The organism is Streptosporangium oxazolinicum (genome assembly GCF_039537505.1).
Taxonomy (GTDB): domain Bacteria; phylum Actinomycetota; class Actinomycetes; order Streptosporangiales; family Streptosporangiaceae; genus Streptosporangium; species Streptosporangium oxazolinicum.
This window is the reverse complement of sequence record NZ_BAABAQ010000005.1, coordinates 11,653-31,025: the sequence shown is the minus strand read 5'-3', so window position 1 is coordinate 31,025 and position 19,373 is coordinate 11,653. Positions and strand designations below refer to the sequence as shown.

Here is a 19,373-nt window from a genome sequence, read left to right as displayed (position 1 = left end):
CCTGCCTACAGGTCGCTCTGGTCGTACCCGGTCAGGACGGTGACCGACTGGCCGTGGTTGCGTTCGCGCAGCGCGGCCATCACGTCGGCCGGCTCGCTGCCCTTCTTGATCTTCACGGTGTACATCAGCTCCGTCAGCGCGCCCCCGCGGATGGACTCCATGCTGACCAGCTCGAACTCCTCGGTGTGCCGGATGAGCACGTCCTGGATGACCGCGGTGTAGTCCTCGTCCGCGGGGACCTGCACCTTGACCACCTGCCGCCGCACGTTGAGCTGGAACCAGTTGAACCGGTGCATGATCATGATGATCAGGGAGATCGCCACGGCGGCGACGACGGCCAGCAGGTAGAAGCGGGTCCCGACGGCCATCCCGACGCCCATGACGAGGAAGATGAACCCGACGTCGCGCGTCTCCTTGATGGCGTTGCGGAACCGCACCACCGACAACGCGCCGACCAGGGCGAAGGCACGGGCGATGTTCGAGCCGACGACCAGCATGATCAGCGAGATCAGCATGCCCAGGATGACCAGCGTCTGCACGTAGGACTGGCTGTAGGACACGTTGCGGTGCGTGGCCCGGTACACCCAGCCGATCATCGCGCTGAGCACGAACGACAGCGACATCGCGATCGCGATGTCGGCCACGCTGAACGTGCCGGACAGATCCTGGAAGGAGAAGTCCATGGGGGGTCATGCCTCCGAGAGAACGGCCGGCCTGGGGCGGCCGGGATCGTGGTCGAGGTCGTGGTCGGGGATGTGGAAGACCGAGCGGGGAGCCAGCCCGTGCGCCTCCACGCTCTGGCAGTACTTGGAGACCCGGACCACCTGGAGGTTCCGCTTGGCGGTCAGGTCGGTCAGCCAGTACGGCACCCGCTCGTTGGCCTTGACCTCCACGATGGACATGCGAGCGGGGACGATGAGCCTGTTCTCGGCGTCGGCGCCCAGGTGGAAGTCACGGTCGCGGCCCCGGACCCGGTGGTCGAAGGTGACGCGCAGGCCCACGTCGGCGTCGCGGCCCACGTAGGCGTGCCGGGTGTAGCCGGTCATCGCGACGGCTCGCAGGTCCAGGCGCAGGACGAGGTCGAGCACCTCCTGAAGGAACGCGCGCTGGGACGGCTCGTGCTCGACCATCCGCCGGTCGCCGCACAGGCGCAGCGCGTCCCGGTAGGGCAGGCTCACCCGGCGCTTCTGCGTCACCCGGTTGACCCGCTGCTTGATCTCGACGAACACCGGCGTGTCGTCCCGCACGGCGAACCGGTCGCCGTAGTGGCGCACCCGCAGCTTCCTGCGGAACTTCAGCCCTTCGATCTTCTCCCAGTAGAAGCGCAGCTGCCGGGTGTCGTAGTAGACGCTCCAGATGCCGTACCCCTCGTCGCCGCTGTGGCGGTCGCGATCCAGCCGCTGCTCGATCTCCTCCCTGAGCGCGGCCGCCTCCGACACGTTCACGAGGTACTTGATCTCATACCGGTTGAAGGCGTGCAGCTTGCTCGGCGCCCGCAGCCGGTGACCCTGGTCACCGGCCGGTCCGGCACCGGTTTCGGCGCCGGACACGCTCCGATCGCCGTCGTGAGCCGCGGAGACGGCTGGTTTGCGGAACCTTGCCAGCATGTTCCTCCCTTCGTCAGCACACATCTGACAGCACCAAGCTGGGAACAATGTGTGAACCGCGCCCGACGTGAAGATGAACCGCCGGTGGATGTTCAGCCGTCCTGGGGCCGCTCCAGCGGGAGAAGCACGCGGAAGGTGGTGCCTCGGCCGGGGACGCTGGTCACCTCGATCCGGCCGTCGTGCGCCCGCACGAGCGCGGCGGCGATCGCCAGGCCGAGCCCGGTTCCGCCGCTGTCGCGGGAGCGGCCCGGATCGGCCCGGTAGAAGCGGTCGAACAGGTACGGCAGGTGCTCGGGATCGATGCCCTGCCCCTCGTCTCGCACTTCGACCAGCGCGGCTCCGAGGTGGGGGCCGGGGCCGGCCCCGGCGTACACGACGCCGGGGGCGGGAACCCCGGCGACCGCTCGCGGACCGACGGTGAGGCCGATCTCGGTGCCCGGCGAGGTGTGCTGGATGGCGTTGCCGACCAGGTTGGCGATGACCTGGTGCAGGCGGCGTTCGTCGCCGCGCACGAACACCGGCCCGTCGGAGATGACCAGCCGGATCGGCCGCTCGCGATCGCGGGCGCGGGCGGCGTGCACCACGTCTCCGGCCAGCACGTGCAGGTCCACGACGCCGGGCTCCAGCGTGGGCTCCCGGTCCAGCCTGGCCAGCAGCAGCATGTCCTCCACCAGGACGCCCATGCGTTCGGCCTCGGCCTCGATCCTGCGCAGCAGCCGCTCGGCCGCCGGGTCCCTGGCGTCCTGGCCGTGGTGGTAGAGCTCGGCGAATCCCCTGATGGAGGTGAGCGGGGTGCGCAGTTCGTGGGAGGCGTCGGCGACGAAGTGCCGCAGCCGCCGTTCGGAGCGCTCGGACTCGCGGAGCGCGGTGGCCAGGCGCTCCAGCATGGTGTTCAGCGCGGCGCCGAGACGGCCCGTCTCGGTGTCGGGGTCGGTGTCACCGACCCTGAGGTCGACGTCCCCGGCCGCGATGGCCTCGGCGGTCTGCTCCATGCGGGTCAGCGGGCGCAGGCCCAGCCGTACCACGGCGAAGGCGAGCGTGCCCAGCAGCAGCAGTACCAGGCTGCCCGCCGCCGCCTCGATGACCAGGATCTGGTGCACGGTCGCCCGGTTGGGTTCCAGCGACATCGACACGGTCAGCCTGGTGCCGTCGGGCAGGCCCCTCACCAGCACCCGCCACTGACCCGTCCCCGTGGCGGGCACGGTGATGGGGCGTTGAGGGATGGCGGATATCGCCTCGGCGGGAACGGCCGGTCCGTCACCGTTCTCGGCGGGCAGGCTACGCAGCAGAATCCCGGAGGGGGCGTAGAAGGCGATCCTGAACTGCGTCGGGATCTGAACGGACTGTCCCCTGTTCACCGGTGGCGGAGGCGGGAGAGGGCGCCGGCCGAAGGTGACGGCCGTCTCGGTCAGCTGGGCGTCCACCCTGGACAGCAGCGAACGCTCCAGCAGCAGCACGCTCGCGGTGGCGAACGCCGCCAGCCCGACCGCGCACAGGCCGAGCAGCGCGGCCAGCAGCCGATGCCGCAGGGGCCGGGCCCGTCTCACGGGAACACCTGCAACCGGTAGCCGACGCCACGCAACGTGTGGATCAGCGGCGGCCCCTCGGCGTCGATCTTCCGCCGCAGGTAGCTGATGTAGGACTCCACGATCCTGCTCTCGCCGTCGAAGTCGTAGTCCCACACCCGGTCGAGGATCTGCGCCTTGCTGACCACCCGCCCGGCGTTGATCATCAGGTAGCGCAGCAGGCTGAACTCCGTCGGCGACAGGTGGATCGCCCGCCCTGCCCGCCTTACGGTGTGGGCCTCCTCGTCGAGCTCCAGGTCGGCGTAGCGCAGCACCCCGTCGTCGACCTGCTCCCGCGCGGGCCGCATCCTGCGCATGATCGCCCGCAGCCGCAGGACCACCTCTTCCAGGCTGAAAGGCTTGGTCACGTAGTCGTCACCACCGGCGGTCAGCCCCGCGATCCGGTCGGAGACCGCGTCCTTGGCGGTCAAGAAGAGCAGCAGGGGGCTGTCACCGGCCTCGCGGAGCCTGCGCGCGACCACGAACCCATCCAGACCGGGCATCATCACGTCCAGCACGATGATGTCGGGCCGCTCCCGGGCCACCGCCTCCAGCGCCCGGCGACCATCCGCAGCGGTCCGCACCGCGAAGCCGTTCAACTCCAGGGCCTCGGACAGCAGCTCGCGAATGTTCGGCTCGTCATCGACGACCAGCACCTTCACGGCGGGTTGTTCGTTCACGACATCGTTTTACCTGCCCGTGGTGAGAGAACGATGAGAGCGACCGGCCGAGCACGGACGGCCCTGCCGACCCCTGTCCGAAGGTGCCGATGGTGGACGGCGGAGGCGACCGCGTACTTCGGCCGGGAGTGCCGACGGCGGGGATCCCAGGCGCGGCTCACGGATCGGCGCGATCGCTATCGTGGGCGGGTGCCTCCCGTCCCCGGCTCCCGCCCGCCCCTCTCCGGCCGCACGCGCCTCTCCCCCCGCACGCGCCTCTCCGGCCGCACGCGCCTCTCCGGCCGCACGCGCCTCTCCGGCCGCACGCGCCTCTCCGGCCGCACGCGCCTGCTCGCCGCGCTCGCGGCGGCCGTGACCGTCGCCGCCGGGCTCACCGTCCGCGCGGTCGTCGGCGGCTGGTTCGGCAAGTACGCGGGCGACGCCCTCTACACCGTGCTCGTGTACACGCTGGTGGTGCTGGTGTGGCCCCGGGTCACACCGGTGCGGGCCGCGATCGGCGCGCTGGCGTTCAGCTGGGCGGTCGAGCTGGCCCAGCTGACGCCCGTCCCCGCCGCGCTCTCCGAGGTGAGCGTCGTGGCCCGGCTGGTGCTCGGCAGCACGTTCGGCGCGGCCGACCTCGTGGCGTACGCGGCCGGGGCCGTCCTCGCCGCGTCGGCCCACACCCTGCTCGGGCGCCGCGCCCGGCAGCGACCGGAGCGGGCACCAGCCGCGCCCTGAGCATCACCGCGCGGCTCGTATGATTTTCAGACCATGCCAGAAGGACACACCATTCACCGCCTCGCCGGAGAGCACCGGCGGGCGTTCGGCGGGCGGGTCGTGCACGCGGAGAGCCCCCAGGGGCGGTTCGCCGCCGGAGCCCTGCGGATCGACGGGCGGGTGCTCACCGAGGCCGACGCCCACGGCAAGCACCTGCTGCTGGGGTTCGACGACGAGCGGTGGCTCCACGTCCACCTGGGCATCTACGGCAAGTACGCCTTCGGCCCGGTCCCCGTGCCCGCGCCGACGGGGATGGTGCGCCTGCGCCTGAGCAACGCGGGCGAGTACGCCGACCTGCGCGGCCCCAACACCTGCGAGCTGCTCGACCCGGCGGGGAAGGCGGCGCTGCACGCCAGGCTGGGGCCCGACCCGCTGCGCGCGGACGCCGATCCCGAGGTCGCCTGGCGGCGGATCAGCCGTAGCCGCGTCTCCGTGGGAGTCCTGCTGATGGATCAGTCGGTCGTCGCGGGAGTGGGCAACATCTACCGGGCCGAGGCGCTGTTCCGCCAGGGGGTCGATCCGTCACGGCCCGGCCGCGACCTCACCCACGGTCAGTGGGAGGCGATCTGGGAGGATCTGGTGCTCCTGATGGCCGACGGCGTCCGGGTGGGCCACATCGACACGGTCAGGCCCGAGCACACGCCGGAGGCGATGGGCCGCCCGCCCCGCGTCGACGGCCACGGTGGCGAGGTCTACGTCTACCGGCGCTCCAGCATGCCCTGCTTCCTGTGCGGCACCGAGGTCCGCACGGAGGTGCTCGCCGGGCGCAACCTTTTCTGGTGCCCGGTCTGCCAGGTCGGCTAGTCTCCGCGCCGGAGCGGGGAGCGGGTCGCTCACGGCCGGAGACACCGGGATGGGGACGCCACCGCCACCGGCACCCGACCGGCAGGGGCGTCACCTCGGCCGTGGCGTACGAGGCGCGGGGACAAGGAAGTGGCGTACGAGACGCCGGGGAGCCCCGGGGAGCGCCTCACATCAGGGTTCTGGCCGTCCAGAGTTCGGGGAAGATCTCCCGTCGCATGCTCCGCTCGAGCCAGCTCAGGCCGTTCGACCCGCCGGAGCCCGGCTTGGCGCCCATCGAGCGGCGTACCGCCATCAGGTGCCGGTAGCGCCATTCGGAGAACTGCTCGGCCAGGTCGGTCAGCGCCTCGGCCAGCGGGGCGAGCGGGCCGCCGTAGACCTCGACCCAGACCGCCTCGACCTCGGGGTGGGGCTCGTGTTCGGTGGCGAGGTCGCGATCGAGCGCCGAGCGGGGGACGGCGTGGCCCGCGCGGGAGAGGAAGGCCAGGACCGAGTCGTAGAGGCTCGGCCGGTGCAGCGCCTCCACGAGTTCCTCGTACGCCTCGGGGTTGCGGCGGTGCGGCCGGATGAGCGCCTCGGACTTGTTGCCGAGCAGGAACTCCACGTGGCGGTAGAGGGCCGACTGGAAGCCGGAACCCTCGCCGAGGGCGTCGCGGAAGGAGTTGAACTGCGCCGGGGTGAGCCAGCTCAGCGCGGCCCAGGCGGCGTTGAGCGCCTCGAAGTGCCGTACGGTGCGCCTGATCGTCAGGGTCGCGGCGGAGACGTCGTCCCCGTCGAGCTGCCGCTGGGCGAGGCGCCACTCGGTGCGGAGCAGTCCGAAATAGAGCTCCATCACCTGGGTGGTGACCAGGAACGGCAGTTCCTCCGGGACGTCGGTGAGGGTGCGCTGGAGCCCGCGCAGGGTGGCGGTGCCCACGTAGTCGTCGTAGGGCGTTCCGGCGTCGAAGCCCAGCGTCGGCAGCCCCTCGTTCGCCTCGGCGCGCGCCTTGCGGTCCTGCTCCGTGAGCTGCTTGATGCCGGTCATCGCTTCTCCTTCGTCCGTACGCCTCCATGGTGGTCTGTAGCGGTCTGTACGGAAATAATGAAAGAAAGGCGATTATCGGACTGGGCCTTCGGAACGGAAGGCATCGAGCGGATCAAGTTACGACGTGACGGAGCGTGACCGTGGACACGATGGATTGGGCGTTGCTGGCCGAGTTGCAGGACGACGCGCGGCTGTCGTACAGCGAGCTCTCGCGCCGGGTGCACCTGTCGGCTCCGGCGGTGGCGGAGCGGGTACGGCGGCTGGAGGAGACCGGGGTGATCACCGGCTACCACGCCCGGGTGGACGCGGCGCTGGCCGGGCGCGGGGTGGCCGCCCTGATCAGGATGTCGTGTTACGGGTCCCGGTGCGTGCTCCGCGACGAGCAGGCGCTGGCCTGGCCGGAGATCCTGGAGGTGCACCGGGTGACCGGTGACGCGTGCTGCCTGCTGCGGGTGGCCGCCTCCTCGATGACGGCCTTCGAGGAGATGATCGACCGGCTCGCTCCGTACGGCCACCCGTCGAGCATGATGGTGCTGTCCAGCCCCGTCCCCTGGCGTCCCCTGTCCTCCCTCTGATGGGGGTGAATCGAGAGCGTTTCGGTAAGCCGACGCCAGGTGGGCACTGACCGGCTCCGGGTCCTTGAGCCCTGAGGTCGGACCGTACCCCTGGCTGATGACCGGGAGGGTTGATCTTTAGATGGGTGTTCGTGCCCGGTGAGCCCGTCACCGTCGGTGGGAGCGCGTCAGGAGGGCTTGCGGTGCTCGGCGACCGCCCCGGCGGTGGCTCGCCAGATCGGTGACGCGGGGTCGATGACGTCGAAATGATCGCCCGACATTTCTAGATATGTCACCTGATCGCCTGATTCCTGGGCGGCTCGCGCGTAGCGGCGGCCGAAGTCGACCAGGTCCAGATCGTCCCCGCCGCCCTGCACGATGAGCTGGGGCACCCCCAGGGGAAGCCGTTCCAGCGGCCCCGAAAGCCGGTAGGCGCCGGGCACCTCCGCCGCGGACCCGCCGAGTGCGACGGCGACCGCGCCGGAGCTCATGTGCCTGCGGTCCCCCTCGGCCAGGTCGAGCACCCCCGCCAGGGAGACGGCCAGGGTGACCCGGTGGTCGTCGGCGGCGGCGCGCAGGGCGAGCTGCCCGCCCGCCGAGTGGCCGATCACCACGAGCGGGCCGCGCGCGCTCCGCGCCGCGAGGGCGACGCCCCGGGCGACGTCCTCGGTGGTCGCGTCCCAGCCGTGCAGGTCGGGGCGGCGGTATTCGAGGTTCCAGGCGGTGAACCCGCGCTCGGCGAGGTCGATGGCGAGCGCGTCCATCAGGTCCGCGCCCCAGATCGAGCGCCAGAAACCACCGTGCAGCAGCACCACCGTGGGCGTCACTTCCCCGTCCTCGCGCACCGCCGCCGTGGGCGCCTGTCCGTTGCCCTCGTACGGCGGCATCGCGGCGGGCGCCTGCCCGACGATCCCGTACGGGGACCGCACCTCCGCCCACTGGTCGGGATGGTCGCCGTAGGCGACCCGGTGCGCGGGCCTGCGCAGGCGATGGACGGCGTGCCTGATCGCCCAGGTCAGCCCCCAGATCCCCCGCCCGTGCAGGTGAGTGCCCGCCACACCGACCGTGCCCGCCACGCCCACCGTGCCCCTCATACCGCCCCCGCCACCCGCGCCCGCCTCACCACTCACGGACACCGTGCCACCCGCGCCCGCCTCACCACCCCCGGACACCACGCCGTCCACGAACGCCGTACCACCCGCCGCCGCCGCGCTTTCCGCGAGCGCCGGGAGGGGGGCGTCGGCTTTCGTCAGGTCGAGCCAGACCGCGTCGGGACGCTCGGTGAACAGGCGGCGGACCTCCGGATCCGGGCCCGGCAGCACGACCAGGACGTCCGGCGACTCCAGCGCCGCCCGGAAACCCGGCAGATCGGAGGTCGCCGACACCGTACCGCCGACACCGAGGGCCGCGAACTCGCGATCGGCCACCTCGGTGAGCAGGCGGAGGTCCGCGACCAGACCGGGACCGGTGAGCACCATCACATGCGGATTCGGAGGAAACATCCGCTTATTCTGCCCCATTACGTCGTGTTTACGGCTCGGGGATATATGCCTGGATCAGTAGTTTCTCGGCGTCGTCCAGGTAGATCTCCAGTGCCTGCCCGGCCTCGGCCGCGCGTCCGGCCTCCATGAGCTCGACCAGCTCCAGGTTGCGGAGCACGAAGGGCTCGTGGAAGGCGCGGGGGTTCTTCATGACGTGGAAGACCAGGCGCAGCTCGGCCAGCAGCTGGCGCATCACCTCGTCCAGGCGGGGGCTGCCGTTCAGGGCGGCGAGGTTCTGGTGGAAGCGGATGTTGGCCGTCCCGACGTCCCCCCAGCGCCCCTCGTCGGCGGCGCGGGACGCCTCGGTGACGGCCTCCCTGATGGCGGCCAGGGCGTCACGGGGGGCGTGCGCGCTGTTCCGCACGGCGGCGCCCTCGATCACCCTGCGCATCCGGTAGAGGTCGGCCACGTCCTCGGCCGACAGCACGCGCACGAACACCCCCCGGTTGAGCCGATGCTCCAGCAGGCGCTCGTGACCCAGCAGCCGGAACGCCTCGCGCAGGGTGTTGCGGGAGACCTCGAGAGCCGCGCCGATGCTCTCCTCCGACAGGCGCTGACCTGGGACGAAGAGCCCCTCGGCGATCCGGTCACGGAGGATGTCGGCGACCACCTCCGCCGCACTGCTGCGCCCGAGACGGCCGCGATCGCGCTGTAGCGCCGCGGTGACGTTTTCCACGTCCCTCAAGAAATCATCAAACAAACCTATTGTCGAATTGTTGAACGATTCTTATGTTGATAGGGATCACGGCAAGCATCCGGCTCACGGGACATCCCCCACACGAAGCTAAGGAGCGCACGCGATGGCAAGCTCCCAGACCAGGCGGGTCATAGTGGCCGGGCTGGTCGGCACCTCCCTGGAGTGGTACGACTTCTTCCTCTACGGTTCGGCCGCCGCGCTGGTCTTCAACAAGCTCTTCTTCCCCACCTTCGAACCGCTGACAGGCACGCTGCTGGCGTTCCTCACCTACGCGATCGGGTTCGTCGCGCGGCCGCTCGGCGGCATCGTGTTCGGCCACTTCGGCGACCGGGTCGGCCGCAAGAACGTGCTGGTGGCGACCCTGCTGCTGATGGGGGTCGCCACCTTCCTGATCGGCCTGCTGCCCGGCTACGCCACCATCGGCGTGGCCGCTCCGCTGCTGCTCGTCACCCTGCGCTTCGTGCAGGGGCTCGGCCTGGGCGGCGAGTGGGGCGGGGCCGTGCTGATGTCCATCGAGCACGGCGACCCTCGCCGGCGCGGGTTCAACGCGAGCTGGCCGCAGGTCGGCGTCCCCGCGGGAAACCTGCTCGCGGCGGGCGTGCTCGGGGTCATGTCCGCGGCGCTTCCCGAGGAGGCGTTCCTGTCGTGGGGATGGCGGGTGCCGTTCCTGCTGTCGGGCGCGCTGGTGGTCGTGGGGCTGTGGATCCGCCTGCGGATCGTGGAGTCTCCGCTGTTCGCCCAGGTCGAGCGGGCGGGCGCGAAGGCGCGGATGCCGCTGGTGGAGGTGCTGCGCACGCACCCGCGCGCGCTGGTCTCCGCGGGCCTCGCCCGCATCGGCGTGGACGTCGCCTTCTACATCTTCGTGACCTACGTCCTGGCCTACGTCACCGGTCCCCTCGGGCTCGAACGCGGGGTCGCGCTGAACGCGGTGCTGATCGGCTCCGCCTTCCAGCTCTTCCTGATCCCGCTGTTCGGCGCGCTGTCGGACAGGATCGGCCGCCGCCCGGTCTATCTGGCGGGCGTGATCGGGGCCGCGGTCTGGGTGTTCGCCTTCTTCCCCCTGCTCGACACCCGGTCCTTCCCGGTGATCGCGCTGGCCTCGGTCGTTGCCCTGGCCTGCCACGCCGCGATGTACGGGCCCCAGGCGGCCTTCATCGCCGAGTTGTTCAGCACCCGCCTGCGCTACAGCGGCGCCTCCATGGGCTACCAGGTCGCCGGGATCTTCGGGGGCGCCCTCGCCCCGATCGTCGCGCTGTGGCTGTTCGACCGGTTCGGCGGCACCCTCGCCATCTCGCTCTACGTCGTCGCCGCGCTCGCCGTCACCGCGGTGGGCCTGGCCATGGCTCCCGGGACGCGTGACGACGACCTCCCCGGCACCCCCGCCGGAGACATCGCCGGAAGCGCCCGTGACGGCGACGGCGACCTGGGAACGCGCACGGGGACCGCTTCCCGGGACGCCTGAGCCCCTCCGCGGCCACCGGCCCTCCCCGGTCGGCCGCGGTTTCCCCGAAGTCCAGAACAACCCGGTTTTTCGGACATCTCACCGAACTCACCGGCCCATTGGCTCGTCAAAGTCCGTTGGAGCACGTGAGGAACCGCCAGAGCCCGCCACGAAGGGAAACCGGGCGGGCCGGTGGGCCGGGGACGGCCATCCCCGGCCCACCGGCCTCCGGTGTCCCCCGCCCCCCCAAGGAGGATCGACATGCCCATCGGAAAGAGCGTCGCCGCCGTGGTCTTCGCGGTCATCGCGGTGATCGTCCTGATCAGCGTCGGAGGCGGCTTCGAACGCACCGAACCGGGCCAGGTGGCCGTCGTCAGGGACGGCGGCCCGCTGGACGACTCCGGGATCCGACAGGTCATCCCGCCCGACTCCGGACTCACCTGGGTCGGCCTGTGGTCGTCGGTGCACTCCTATCCCTCCCAGCAGCGGATCTACACCATCACCACCGACGCCAAGCGGGCCAGCGCCAGCGGCGTGGACGAGGTGACCGTGCCGAGCTCCGACGGGGTGAACCTCGGCATCGAGGGCACGCTCTACTTCACGCTCAACCTCGACCAGGAGACGCTCAAGCGTTTCGACGACAGGTACGGCACCCGCACCTACCTGGGCCAGGACGGCGAGTCCCGCTACGCGTGGGACGGGGACGAGGGATGGAACGCGTTCTTCATCCAGTCCGTGCGGCCGGTGATCTACAACGCCCTGCGCAGCCAGATCGGCGCCGCCCGATGCGCCGAGTTGCTCTCCTCCTGCTCGCTGGTGCAGACGACCTCCGACAAGAAGACCACCCCCGCCACCCCCGCCGTCATCGACAGCAACGCCTCCATCACCCGCGCCCAGAACGGCATCAACCAGCTCCTGGAGCGCGACCTGGAGCAGCTGCTCGGCGGCCGTTTCTTCACCGGCCTGCGGTTCACGCTGGTCCGGGTGACGCTGCCGCCCGAGATCCAGGCCGCGGTGAACAAGACCCAGGTCGCCCAGGCGGGGATCGCCGAGGCCGCGGCGAGGGCCTCGCAGGCCGACGTCGAGGCCGAGGCGAAGATCAGGCAGGCCGAGGCGGACGCGAAGGCGTCGGTCGCGCTGGCCAAGGGTGAGGCCGAGGCGAACAGGGAGCTCCAGGAGAGCTACCGGAAGTGCCGTGCCTGCGTCGAGATCGACAAGCTGAACGCCCTCCCCGACGGCATCACCGTCTACGCTCCGGGCAACTCCGACCTCGTCGTCCCGGCGAAGTGAACCCGGCCCCGCGCGCACCCGGGGCCGGACGTACGCGGAGCCGGTACCCCCGTTCGGGCCCGTGCGCAGGTGAAGCCGTGCCCGCCTGAGTCGGGGCACAGGAGTACAGGATCACAGGGCCTGGGCACGCACGGAGCCGTGCGTATAAGATCACTAAAATGATGGTATGTCCGCTTACCGGAAAGATCTCTAGCCGTGGGACCTCCGAGACGTTAGCGTCTGCGCATGCGCCACGTTGAGATCTCGGGCAAGAGACTCCGGCTCAGGGAAATCACCATCGACGACGTGGACGCCCTGCATGCCGTATACGGTGACCCGACGGCCACCGAGCACCTGCCGTTCGACCCCCGCACGCGCGAGGAGGTCGAAGAAACGATCATCGAGGCGATCAAGTGCTCGGAGGTCGAGCCTCGGCGTCTCTACGTGCTGGCGGTGACCGACCTCGACAACGGCGAGGCCTTCGGTGTCGCCCGGCTGCACATCGAGGCCGACCACCCGCACAGCGCGGAGATCGGCCTCGGGCTCCGCCCCGACCACTGGGGCCGGGGCATCGGCACCGACCTGATCCGGCTGATCCTGACGTTCGGCTTCCGCGACCTGCGCCTGCACCGCATCTGGGGTGCCCGCTCCCCCGCCAACACCGCCGCCCAGCTGGCGATGCTGGTCGCCGGGATGGTCGAGGAGGGCAGGATCAGGCACCACGTACGGGCTCGCGGGGCCTGGCGCGACTCCATCGTGCACTCGGCGCTGGAAGACGAGTGGGAGGGCCACCGTGACGTCTGATCCGACAGGTCTCCCCGTCGCGAACCACCCGCGCACCGGCCACGACCCGACCGCGCATCAGCCGCGAACCAGCCGTGACCCGGACGCGTACCGGCCGTGACCCGACCGCACACCGGCCGCGAACCAGCCACGTACCGGCCCTGATCCGGCCGCGTACCAGTCGTGAACCAGCCCTCGGAGGCCGGGACCCCCACCTCCGAGGCTCCCCTTTTCAGAATGTTGTGACGGAAATGCTGCCGTTTCCGGTCACGGGAAGTGTCAAATGGCCCTAGAGTCCGCGCATGTGAGCGAGAGTCCCATCCTCCCCGTACGAGGGCGCCCGGTGCGGCCCTCCGGAAGGCACCGCAGGCCGGTGCCCTCCCAGCTCCCGCCCGAGGCACCAGCGCTGGTGCTGGCCGCGCTCGGCGACGCCTCCGGCACCGCCGCGGAGCTCGCGGCCCTCATCCGGGGGGACAATCCACAGATCCAGGTCCGTCTGGCCGCGCTCGGCGAGGACGGCAAGGAGCTGACCTCCGAGCTGGAGGCGGCGGCCAGGGAGCGTCCCGAGGACGCCACGGCCGCCATCGTGGTGCCGCTGCTGACCGGCCCGCACCCGGTCGCCGACCGGCTGATCGCCGCGGCGGTCGCCGCCGGCAAGGTCTCGGTGACGGTCACCGACCCCCTGGGGCCGCACCCGCTGCTCGCCGAGGCCCTGCACATCCGCCTGTCGGAGAGAAGCCTGGCGCGGGCCGACCGGATGCGGCTGCTCAACGTCTCCAGCCCGGTCGACGCGGTCATTCTCGCCACCGTCGGCGGCGAGGCCGCGGCGGCGGAGGCACAGCCGACGGCGGTGCTGCTGGCCTCGCGGCTCACCCTGCCCGTCCTGGTCGCCTCCCTCGACAGCGCGCCCGCCGTGGCCGACGCGGCCGGGCGGCTTCGCGACATCGGCGCCCAGCGCATCGCCCTGTCCCCCTGCGTCCTGGGCCCGGAGGCGCCCCCCGGGCTCGCGAGCGCGGCGGCCGAGGAGATCGGGGCCGAGTGCGCCGACGTTCTCGGCGCGCACGATCTGATCGCGGACCTGGCCGCCCGCGCCTACGGGAGCATCCTGTCGGCGGATTGATCGACTCAGGGTGACGAGTCCCCTCTGACGGGTAATGACCTGCGTAATTGTCAGAGGGGATAGATCATGCTGTTCGGAAAAGAGCACGTCGCGAGATACCGGGCGACCGACGGCGCCGAGGGACACGAGTGGCAGGGCACCACCGCCCTGCTCCTCACCACCACCGGCCGCAGGTCCGGCGAGCCGCGGACCACCCCGCTCATCTACCAGCGCCACGGCGACGACCTTCTCGTCGTGGCCTCCAAGGGAGGCTCCGACGAGCCGCCGCTGTGGTATCTCAACCTCCAGGAGAACCCCGAGGTCGAGGTGCAGGTGCTGGGCGACCGGTTCAGGGCCAGGGCCCGCACCGCCACGCCCGAGGAGAAGCCGGAGCTGTGGTCGATCATGACCGCGGCCTGGCCCGCCTACGACGAGTACACCCAGAAGACCAGCCGGGAGATCCCCGTGATCGTGCTGGAGCCCGTCACGTCGTGACCGGTGCCACGCGTCAGGCCGGACTCCGTACGCGGGCCCGGACCGGGGTGAGGGCCGGTCAGGGCTCCAGCCAGACGTAGCCCGCGAACCTGCCGGTCGTGCCCTCCCTGCGGTGGGAGAACAGGTCGGCGCTCTCGATGGTGCAGCGGGTGTCGTGGGTGATCTCCCCGACGCCCGCCTTGCCGAGCTGCGAGGTGATCGCGGCCCGCAGGTCGAGGGCCGGGGTGTCCTGGCGGGTGATCGACCACGCCTCGGGAAGCATCACCGCGACCTCGTCGCGCATCCCGGCCGGGACCTCGTAGCAGGTGCCGCAGGCCATCGGGCCGATCAGGGCGGTCATCCTCGCCGGGTCCGCGCCGCGCCGGGCCATCTCCTCGACCAGGGCCGTGACCACACCGGACATGGTGCCGACCCGGCCCGAGTGCGCGGCGCCGACGAGCCCGGCCTCCGGCTCGGCCAGCAGGACGGGCGCGCAGTCGGCGCAGAGCGCGGCCAGGCCGAGGCCGGGCACGTCGGTGCAGACCCCGTCCAGCGGCGGCGGGTCGTCGCCGAACGGCTCCCTGACGTAACGGACGTCGGCGCTGTGGACCTGCCGCATGAACACGACCCGCTCCAGGCCGAACTCGGCGGCCGTCCCGGCCCTGTTCGCCGCGACCGCGTCCGGCTCGTCGCCGCACATGCCTCCGAGGTTGCGGCTGTCGTACGGTCCGGCGCTGACGCCGCCATGACGATCGGTGATCCTCATCTGAAAGTTCACGGGCCGACCTTACCCGCCCAGGAACCCGGTCCCCGGGACGTTCGTTTCACAAAGACACAGATCCCCCAAGAGATTGCGAGCGTCATGGCTCAGGTTGTGTACGACCGCAAGGAGCAGTACCAGCAGATCGAGAGCGGCCTCATGCCCGGCGAGCAGATCATCGCCGTCTACGACGCCATCGGCGCGGGCACCGGTTTCCTGGGACTCACCGACCGGCGGGTGATCGTGCAGGACAAGTCGTTCGTCGGCAAGAAGATCGCGATCACGAGCATCCCCTACGGCAAGGTCTCCGCGGTGAGCGTGGTGAGCAACAAGTCGATCGCGGGCTCGTTCTTCTCCTCGGGCGCCATCGCCATCCACGTGGGCACCCACACCTACGAGGTGGAGTTCCGGGGCGACAACAAGGCGCATCACGTGCACAACGTGATCCTGCACTTCATCACCGCCTAGGAACTCCCCCTCGCGGAAGCGGAAACCGTCAGGAGACCGGCGTCTTCTCGCGGGCGACCTTCCGGTAGAGCTCCATCGTCCGCTCGGCGATGCGTTCCCAGGAGAAGTGCTCCACCGCGCGGATCCGTCCGGCCTCCCCCATCCTGGTGGCGAGGGCGGGGTCGGCCAGCAGCCGGTTGACCCGCTCGGCGAGGGCGGCGGCGAAGGCGTCGGGGTCGTGCGGGGTGCCGTCGGCGGCCTGGTCGATCGGGACCAGCAGGCCGGTCGCCCCGTCGGCCACGACCTCGGGGATGCCGCCGGTGGCGGTGGCCACGACGGCGGTCTCGCAGGCCATCGCCTCCAGGTTGACGATGCCCATCGGCTCGTAGACGGAGGGGCAGACGAACACGGTCGCGTGGGTGAGGATCTGGATCACCTCGGGGCGGGGAAGCATCTCCGAGATCCAGACGACGCCCTCGCGGTCGAGCCCGCGTACGAGCGCGGTCACCTCGGCGGCGATCTCGGGCGTGTCGGGCGCGCCCGCGCAGAGCACCAGCTGGGCGTCGGGGTGGAAGTCGCGCGCCGCGTGGAGCAGGTGGACGAGGCCCTTCTGCCGGGTGATGCGGCCCACGAAGACGACGTACGGCCTGCTCGGGTCGATGCCGTGCCGCTCCAGGACGTCGGTGCCCCGGTCGGGGGCGTACTCGCCGGTGTCGATCCCGTTGTGGATCACCGTGACCCTCTCCGGCGGGATCTCCGGGTAGCTCGCCAGCACGTCGCGGCGCATTCCCTCGGAGACCGCGATGATCGCGTCGGCGGTGGCCAGCGCGCCGCGCTCGGCCCACGATGACAGCGTGTAACCGCCGCCCAGCTGCTCGGCCTTCCACGGCCGCAGCGGTTCCAGGCTGTGCGTGGTCACCACGTGGGGCGTCCCGTACAGCATCTTGGCGACGTGACCCGCGAAGTTGGCGTACCAGGTGTGGCTGTGGACCAGGTCGGCGCCCTCGCACCCGGCCGCCATCTCCAGGTCGACGCCGAGCACCTGCAGCGCGGCGTTGGCCGTCTCCAGGCCCCCGGGCACCCGGTAGGCCGCGACGCCCTCCTCCGGCCGTGACGCTCCGAAGCAGCGGACCCGGGTGTCGGCGAGCCTGCGCAACTCCCGGGCGAGGTATTCGACGTGAACTCCCGCCCCTCCGTAGACGTCGGGGGGATATTCACGGGTCAGTAGATCCACTCGCATGCGCTCAGCCTAGTGTTTCATCCCTGTTCATCAGGTTAGGGTCCATCTATGAGAGTCCTCGCGATCGTGCTCGCCGGTGGAGAAGGTAAGAGGCTCATGCCTCTGACAGCTGATCGAGCGAAGCCTGCGGTGCCTTTCGGGGGGATATACCGGCTCGTCGACTTCGTACTGTCCAATCTCGCCAACGGTCACTACCTCCAGATCGTCGTGCTGACGCAGTACAAGAACCACAGTCTCGACCGGCACATCTCCCGGACATGGCGCCTGTCGGCGATGCTCGGCAACTACGTCACGCCGGTCCCGGCCCAGCAGCGCCTCGGCCCCCACTGGTTCTCCGGCTCCGCCGACGCGCTGTTCCAGAACCTGAACCTCATCTACGACGAGATGCCCGACCACGTCATCGTGTTCGGCGCCGACCACATCTACCGCATGGACCCTCGGCAGATGGTGCAGCAGCACATCGAGAGCGGGGCCGAGGTGACCGTGGCCGCGATCCGGCAGCCGCTCTCGCTGGCCGACCAGTTCGGGGTCATCGAGACCGACCCGGCCGGGCGCAAGATCACGGCCTTCCGGGAGAAGCCGAAGGACGCGGTGGGCCTGCCCGACGCGCCCGACCAGGTCTACGCGTCGATGGGCAACTACGTCTTCAAGACCCAGTCGATGATCGACGCGCTCCGGGAGGACGCGCTCGACCCGACCAGCAAGCACGACCTGGGCGGCAACATCATCCCGATGATGGTGAAGTCGGGCAGCGCGGAGGTCTACGACTTCGCCGACAACATGGTGCCCGGCTCCACCGAGCGCGACCGGGGCTACTGGAGGGACGTCGGGACGCTCGACGCCTACTACGAGGCCCACATGGACCTCATCTCGGCGCACCCGGTCTTCAACCTCTACAACAGCCGGTGGCCCATCTACACCGGCCACGACCCGCTTCCCCCGGCCAAGTTCGTGCACAACGACGGCGACCGGGTGGGCAGGGCGATCGACTCCCTGGTCTCCGCGGGCGCGATCGTCTCCGGCGGGCTGGCGGAGCGCTCCATCCTCTCCCCCGGCGTGGTGCTGCACTCCCACTCCCAGGTCGAGGACTCGGTCCTGATGGGCAACGTGAAGGTGGGCCGAGGCGCCATCGTCCGCAAGGCCATCATCGACAAGAACGTGATCATCCCGGACGGCGCCAGGATCGGCTTCGACCTGGAGTACGACCGCAGCCGCTTCGCGGTGACCAGCGGCGGCATCGTCGTCATCGGCAAGAACGAGATCGTCGAACGCTGACCCGGCCCCGCGTGGCCGGACGCCACCCGGGCCCCGCGTCGTCGGGCACCGTCCCGGAGCCCCGGCCCGCCGCCGGTTCCCGATCCGCTTCACCGCTGGTTCCCGGCCCCGCCCTCCAGGCTGGGCCGGTCCGGGGCACCGCGGGGGTCGTCCGAGATCCCGAAGCGCGCGGAACGGACGCGCGGGCCCGTCGCCTCAGACCGGATCCGGCTGGTCGCCGTCCCGCACGGCGGAGCCGTCCCGGTCACCGGGGTCCCCGCCCAGGCCGCGCGACATCAGGCCCGCGCCCATCAGCCCGGTGAGCGTCCCGGGGACGGTCGCGGACGGGGGCGGGGTCTCGACCCGGAAGCGGGGCAGCGCCTCGGGATACTTCTCGCGGACGAAGGCCACCATGTGCTCGCGGATGTCGCACTTGAGATCCCAGGCGCTGGCGGAGTCGGCGGCGCTCATCAGGGCGCGCAGCTCCAGCAGCCCGTTGGGAAGGGTGTCGGTGACCTGGAGGGTCCAGTCCTTCTGGTCCCAGAGCGGGTGCTCGCGCAGCGCCCGGTAGAGCTCGGCGCGCAGCTCATCCACCGGTACCGACCAGTCGACCCGGAACATCACGTGGCCGATCACCCGGCTGCTGTGCCGGGTCCAGTTCTCGAACGGGTTGGCCGTGAAGTAGGAGACCGGCAGGACGAGCCGTCGCTCGTCCCACAGCCGCAGCACCACGTAGGTGAGGCTGAGCTCCTCGATCCGGCCCCACTCCCCCTTCACCACGACGACGTCGTCCAGGCGCAGCGCGTCGCTGAAGGCCAGCTGGAGCCCGGCGAGCATGTTGCCCAGGGTCGACTGGGCGGCGATACCGACGACGACACCGGCGATCCCGGCCGAGGCGAGCAGCCCGGCTCCGAGCGCGCGCACCTGCGGGAAGGTGAAGAGCATCGCGCCCAGCGCCACCACGATGATCACCGCCGAGGCGACCCGGCGGACCAGGGTGATCTGGGTGCGGATGCGGCGGGCCCTGCGGTTGCCCTCGCCCTCGACGGTGATCAGACGTTCCAGGACCACGTCGGTGACCGCGTAGGCGGCCTGGATGACGAGCCAGGTGGCGCACCCGATCATCGCCAGGCTGAGACCGCGATCGATCATCTGGCCGACCGAGGCCGTCGCCATGGCCGGCTCGTAGATGGTGTGGGCCGTCGCCACGGCGGCCGTGGCGAACCCCGGCCAGGTGCAGCGGCGCACGAGCGGACCGGCGAGAACCCATTTCTCGCCGATCAGTCGTGAGCGCAGCACCCTTCGCACCACCTCCACCGCCACGACGGCGGCCACCACGGAAACAATCATCGTGATCCAGCTGGACACTGAAGGCGTCCCC

The 19,373-nt window shown here is 70.8% G+C and carries 20 protein-coding genes; 10 read left to right on the top strand and 10 right to left on the bottom strand.

Annotation, left to right across the window (positions count from 1 at the left end):
• Positions 1–5: 5 nt before the first annotated feature.
• The 4 genes from ABD817_RS15640 to ABD817_RS15625 form a co-directional block, all read right to left on the bottom strand.
• On the bottom strand, positions 6–683 hold the full coding sequence (locus tag ABD817_RS15640; RefSeq protein WP_344918629.1) for a DUF4956 domain-containing protein: 678 nt from the start codon (positions 681–683) through the stop codon (positions 6–8).
• A 6-nt stretch (positions 684–689) separates the two neighbouring features.
• Positions 690–1,607, bottom strand: coding sequence for a polyphosphate polymerase domain-containing protein (locus ABD817_RS15635; protein ID WP_344918628.1), 918 nt, complete (start codon positions 1,605–1,607; stop codon positions 690–692).
• 92 nt (positions 1,608–1,699) lie between these two features.
• Positions 1,700–3,154 carry a sensor histidine kinase gene (locus ABD817_RS15630; protein ID WP_344918627.1) on the bottom strand — a complete coding sequence of 485 codons (1,455 nt, stop codon included), beginning with the start codon at positions 3,152–3,154 and terminating at the stop codon, positions 1,700–1,702.
• Entirely contained in the window at positions 3,151–3,852 is a 702-nt protein-coding gene (locus tag ABD817_RS15625) for a response regulator transcription factor (RefSeq protein ID WP_344918626.1), read from the bottom strand. Before ABD817_RS15625 ends, ABD817_RS15630 begins: the two co-directional genes overlap by 4 nt.
• A gap of 189 nt (positions 3,853–4,041) precedes the next feature.
• Here ABD817_RS15625 and ABD817_RS15620 point away from each other — a divergent pair, with 189 nt between their 5' ends.
• Both ABD817_RS15620 and ABD817_RS15615 read left to right on the top strand, forming a co-directional pair.
• Complete coding sequence (locus ABD817_RS15620; protein WP_344918625.1) at positions 4,042–4,569, top strand: ribosomal maturation YjgA family protein; 528 nt, start codon at positions 4,042–4,044, stop codon at positions 4,567–4,569.
• 33 nt (positions 4,570–4,602) lie between these two features.
• The gene (locus ABD817_RS15615) at positions 4,603–5,412 is read left to right on the top strand and encodes an Fpg/Nei family DNA glycosylase (protein ID WP_344918624.1); all 810 of its coding nucleotides are present in this window, start codon (positions 4,603–4,605) and stop codon (positions 5,410–5,412) included.
• Positions 5,413–5,578: 166 nt separating this feature from the next.
• On the opposite strand, the gene ABD817_RS15610 is transcribed toward ABD817_RS15615, so the two are convergent.
• Positions 5,579–6,433 carry a tryptophan 2,3-dioxygenase gene (locus tag ABD817_RS15610; RefSeq protein WP_344918623.1) on the bottom strand — a complete coding sequence of 285 codons (855 nt, stop codon included), beginning with the start codon at positions 6,431–6,433 and terminating at the stop codon, positions 5,579–5,581.
• A 149-nt stretch (positions 6,434–6,582) separates the two neighbouring features.
• On the opposite strand from ABD817_RS15610, the gene ABD817_RS15605 reads away from it, so the two are divergent.
• On the top strand, positions 6,583–7,008 hold the full coding sequence (locus tag ABD817_RS15605) for an Lrp/AsnC family transcriptional regulator (RefSeq protein WP_344919034.1): 426 nt from the start codon (positions 6,583–6,585) through the stop codon (positions 7,006–7,008).
• 167 nt (positions 7,009–7,175) lie between these two features.
• Here ABD817_RS15605 and ABD817_RS15600 read toward each other — a convergent pair whose 3' ends face one another.
• Both ABD817_RS15600 and ABD817_RS15595 read right to left on the bottom strand, forming a co-directional pair.
• Positions 7,176–8,489 (bottom strand): alpha/beta hydrolase, encoded by a 1,314-nt coding sequence (locus ABD817_RS15600; protein ID WP_344918622.1) that lies wholly within the window; start codon positions 8,487–8,489, stop codon positions 7,176–7,178.
• A gap of 28 nt (positions 8,490–8,517) precedes the next feature.
• On the bottom strand, positions 8,518–9,204 hold the full coding sequence (locus ABD817_RS15595; protein ID WP_344919033.1) for a GntR family transcriptional regulator: 687 nt from the start codon (positions 9,202–9,204) through the stop codon (positions 8,518–8,520).
• 124 nt (positions 9,205–9,328) lie between these two features.
• Between ABD817_RS15595 and ABD817_RS15590 the strand changes: the two genes are divergently transcribed.
• From ABD817_RS15590 to ABD817_RS15570, 5 genes are all read left to right on the top strand, one after another.
• Positions 9,329–10,687, top strand: coding sequence for an MFS transporter (locus ABD817_RS15590; RefSeq protein WP_344918621.1), 1,359 nt, complete (start codon positions 9,329–9,331; stop codon positions 10,685–10,687).
• A gap of 240 nt (positions 10,688–10,927) precedes the next feature.
• Positions 10,928–11,956, top strand: a complete 1,029-nt coding sequence (locus ABD817_RS15585; protein ID WP_344918620.1) for an SPFH domain-containing protein — start codon at positions 10,928–10,930, stop codon at positions 11,954–11,956.
• Positions 11,957–12,181: 225 nt separating this feature from the next.
• The gene (locus ABD817_RS15580) at positions 12,182–12,739 is read left to right on the top strand and encodes a GNAT family N-acetyltransferase (RefSeq protein ID WP_329083457.1); all 558 of its coding nucleotides are present in this window, start codon (positions 12,182–12,184) and stop codon (positions 12,737–12,739) included.
• Positions 12,740–13,022: 283 nt separating this feature from the next.
• Entirely contained in the window at positions 13,023–13,838 is an 816-nt protein-coding gene (locus tag ABD817_RS15575) for a sirohydrochlorin chelatase (protein WP_344918618.1), read from the top strand.
• 66 nt (positions 13,839–13,904) lie between these two features.
• Positions 13,905–14,312 carry a nitroreductase family deazaflavin-dependent oxidoreductase gene (locus ABD817_RS15570; RefSeq protein WP_344918617.1) on the top strand — a complete coding sequence of 136 codons (408 nt, stop codon included), beginning with the start codon at positions 13,905–13,907 and terminating at the stop codon, positions 14,310–14,312.
• Between the two features lie 58 nt (positions 14,313–14,370).
• Here the strand turns inward: ABD817_RS15570 and pgeF are convergent, their stop codons facing one another.
• Positions 14,371–15,057 carry a peptidoglycan editing factor PgeF gene (pgeF, locus tag ABD817_RS15565; RefSeq protein WP_344919031.1) on the bottom strand — a complete coding sequence of 229 codons (687 nt, stop codon included), beginning with the start codon at positions 15,055–15,057 and terminating at the stop codon, positions 14,371–14,373.
• 96 nt (positions 15,058–15,153) lie between these two features.
• Here pgeF and ABD817_RS15560 point away from each other — a divergent pair, with 96 nt between their 5' ends.
• Positions 15,154–15,519 (top strand): PH domain-containing protein, encoded by a 366-nt coding sequence (locus ABD817_RS15560; protein ID WP_344918616.1) that lies wholly within the window; start codon positions 15,154–15,156, stop codon positions 15,517–15,519.
• A 28-nt stretch (positions 15,520–15,547) separates the two neighbouring features.
• On the opposite strand, the gene glgA is transcribed toward ABD817_RS15560, so the two are convergent.
• Positions 15,548–16,738, bottom strand: a complete 1,191-nt coding sequence (gene glgA / locus ABD817_RS15555) for a glycogen synthase (protein ID WP_344918615.1) — start codon at positions 16,736–16,738, stop codon at positions 15,548–15,550.
• A gap of 48 nt (positions 16,739–16,786) precedes the next feature.
• On the opposite strand from glgA, the gene glgC reads away from it, so the two are divergent.
• Positions 16,787–18,013: a glucose-1-phosphate adenylyltransferase gene (glgC, locus tag ABD817_RS15550; protein WP_344918614.1), complete on the top strand. Its 1,227-nt coding sequence runs from the start codon at positions 16,787–16,789 to the stop codon at positions 18,011–18,013.
• A 195-nt stretch (positions 18,014–18,208) separates the two neighbouring features.
• Here glgC and ABD817_RS15545 read toward each other — a convergent pair whose 3' ends face one another.
• A complete protein-coding gene (locus tag ABD817_RS15545) occupies positions 18,209–19,360 on the bottom strand; it encodes a mechanosensitive ion channel family protein (RefSeq protein ID WP_344918612.1) in 1,152 nt (383 codons plus the stop codon).
• Between the last annotated feature and the right edge of the window lie 13 nt (positions 19,361–19,373).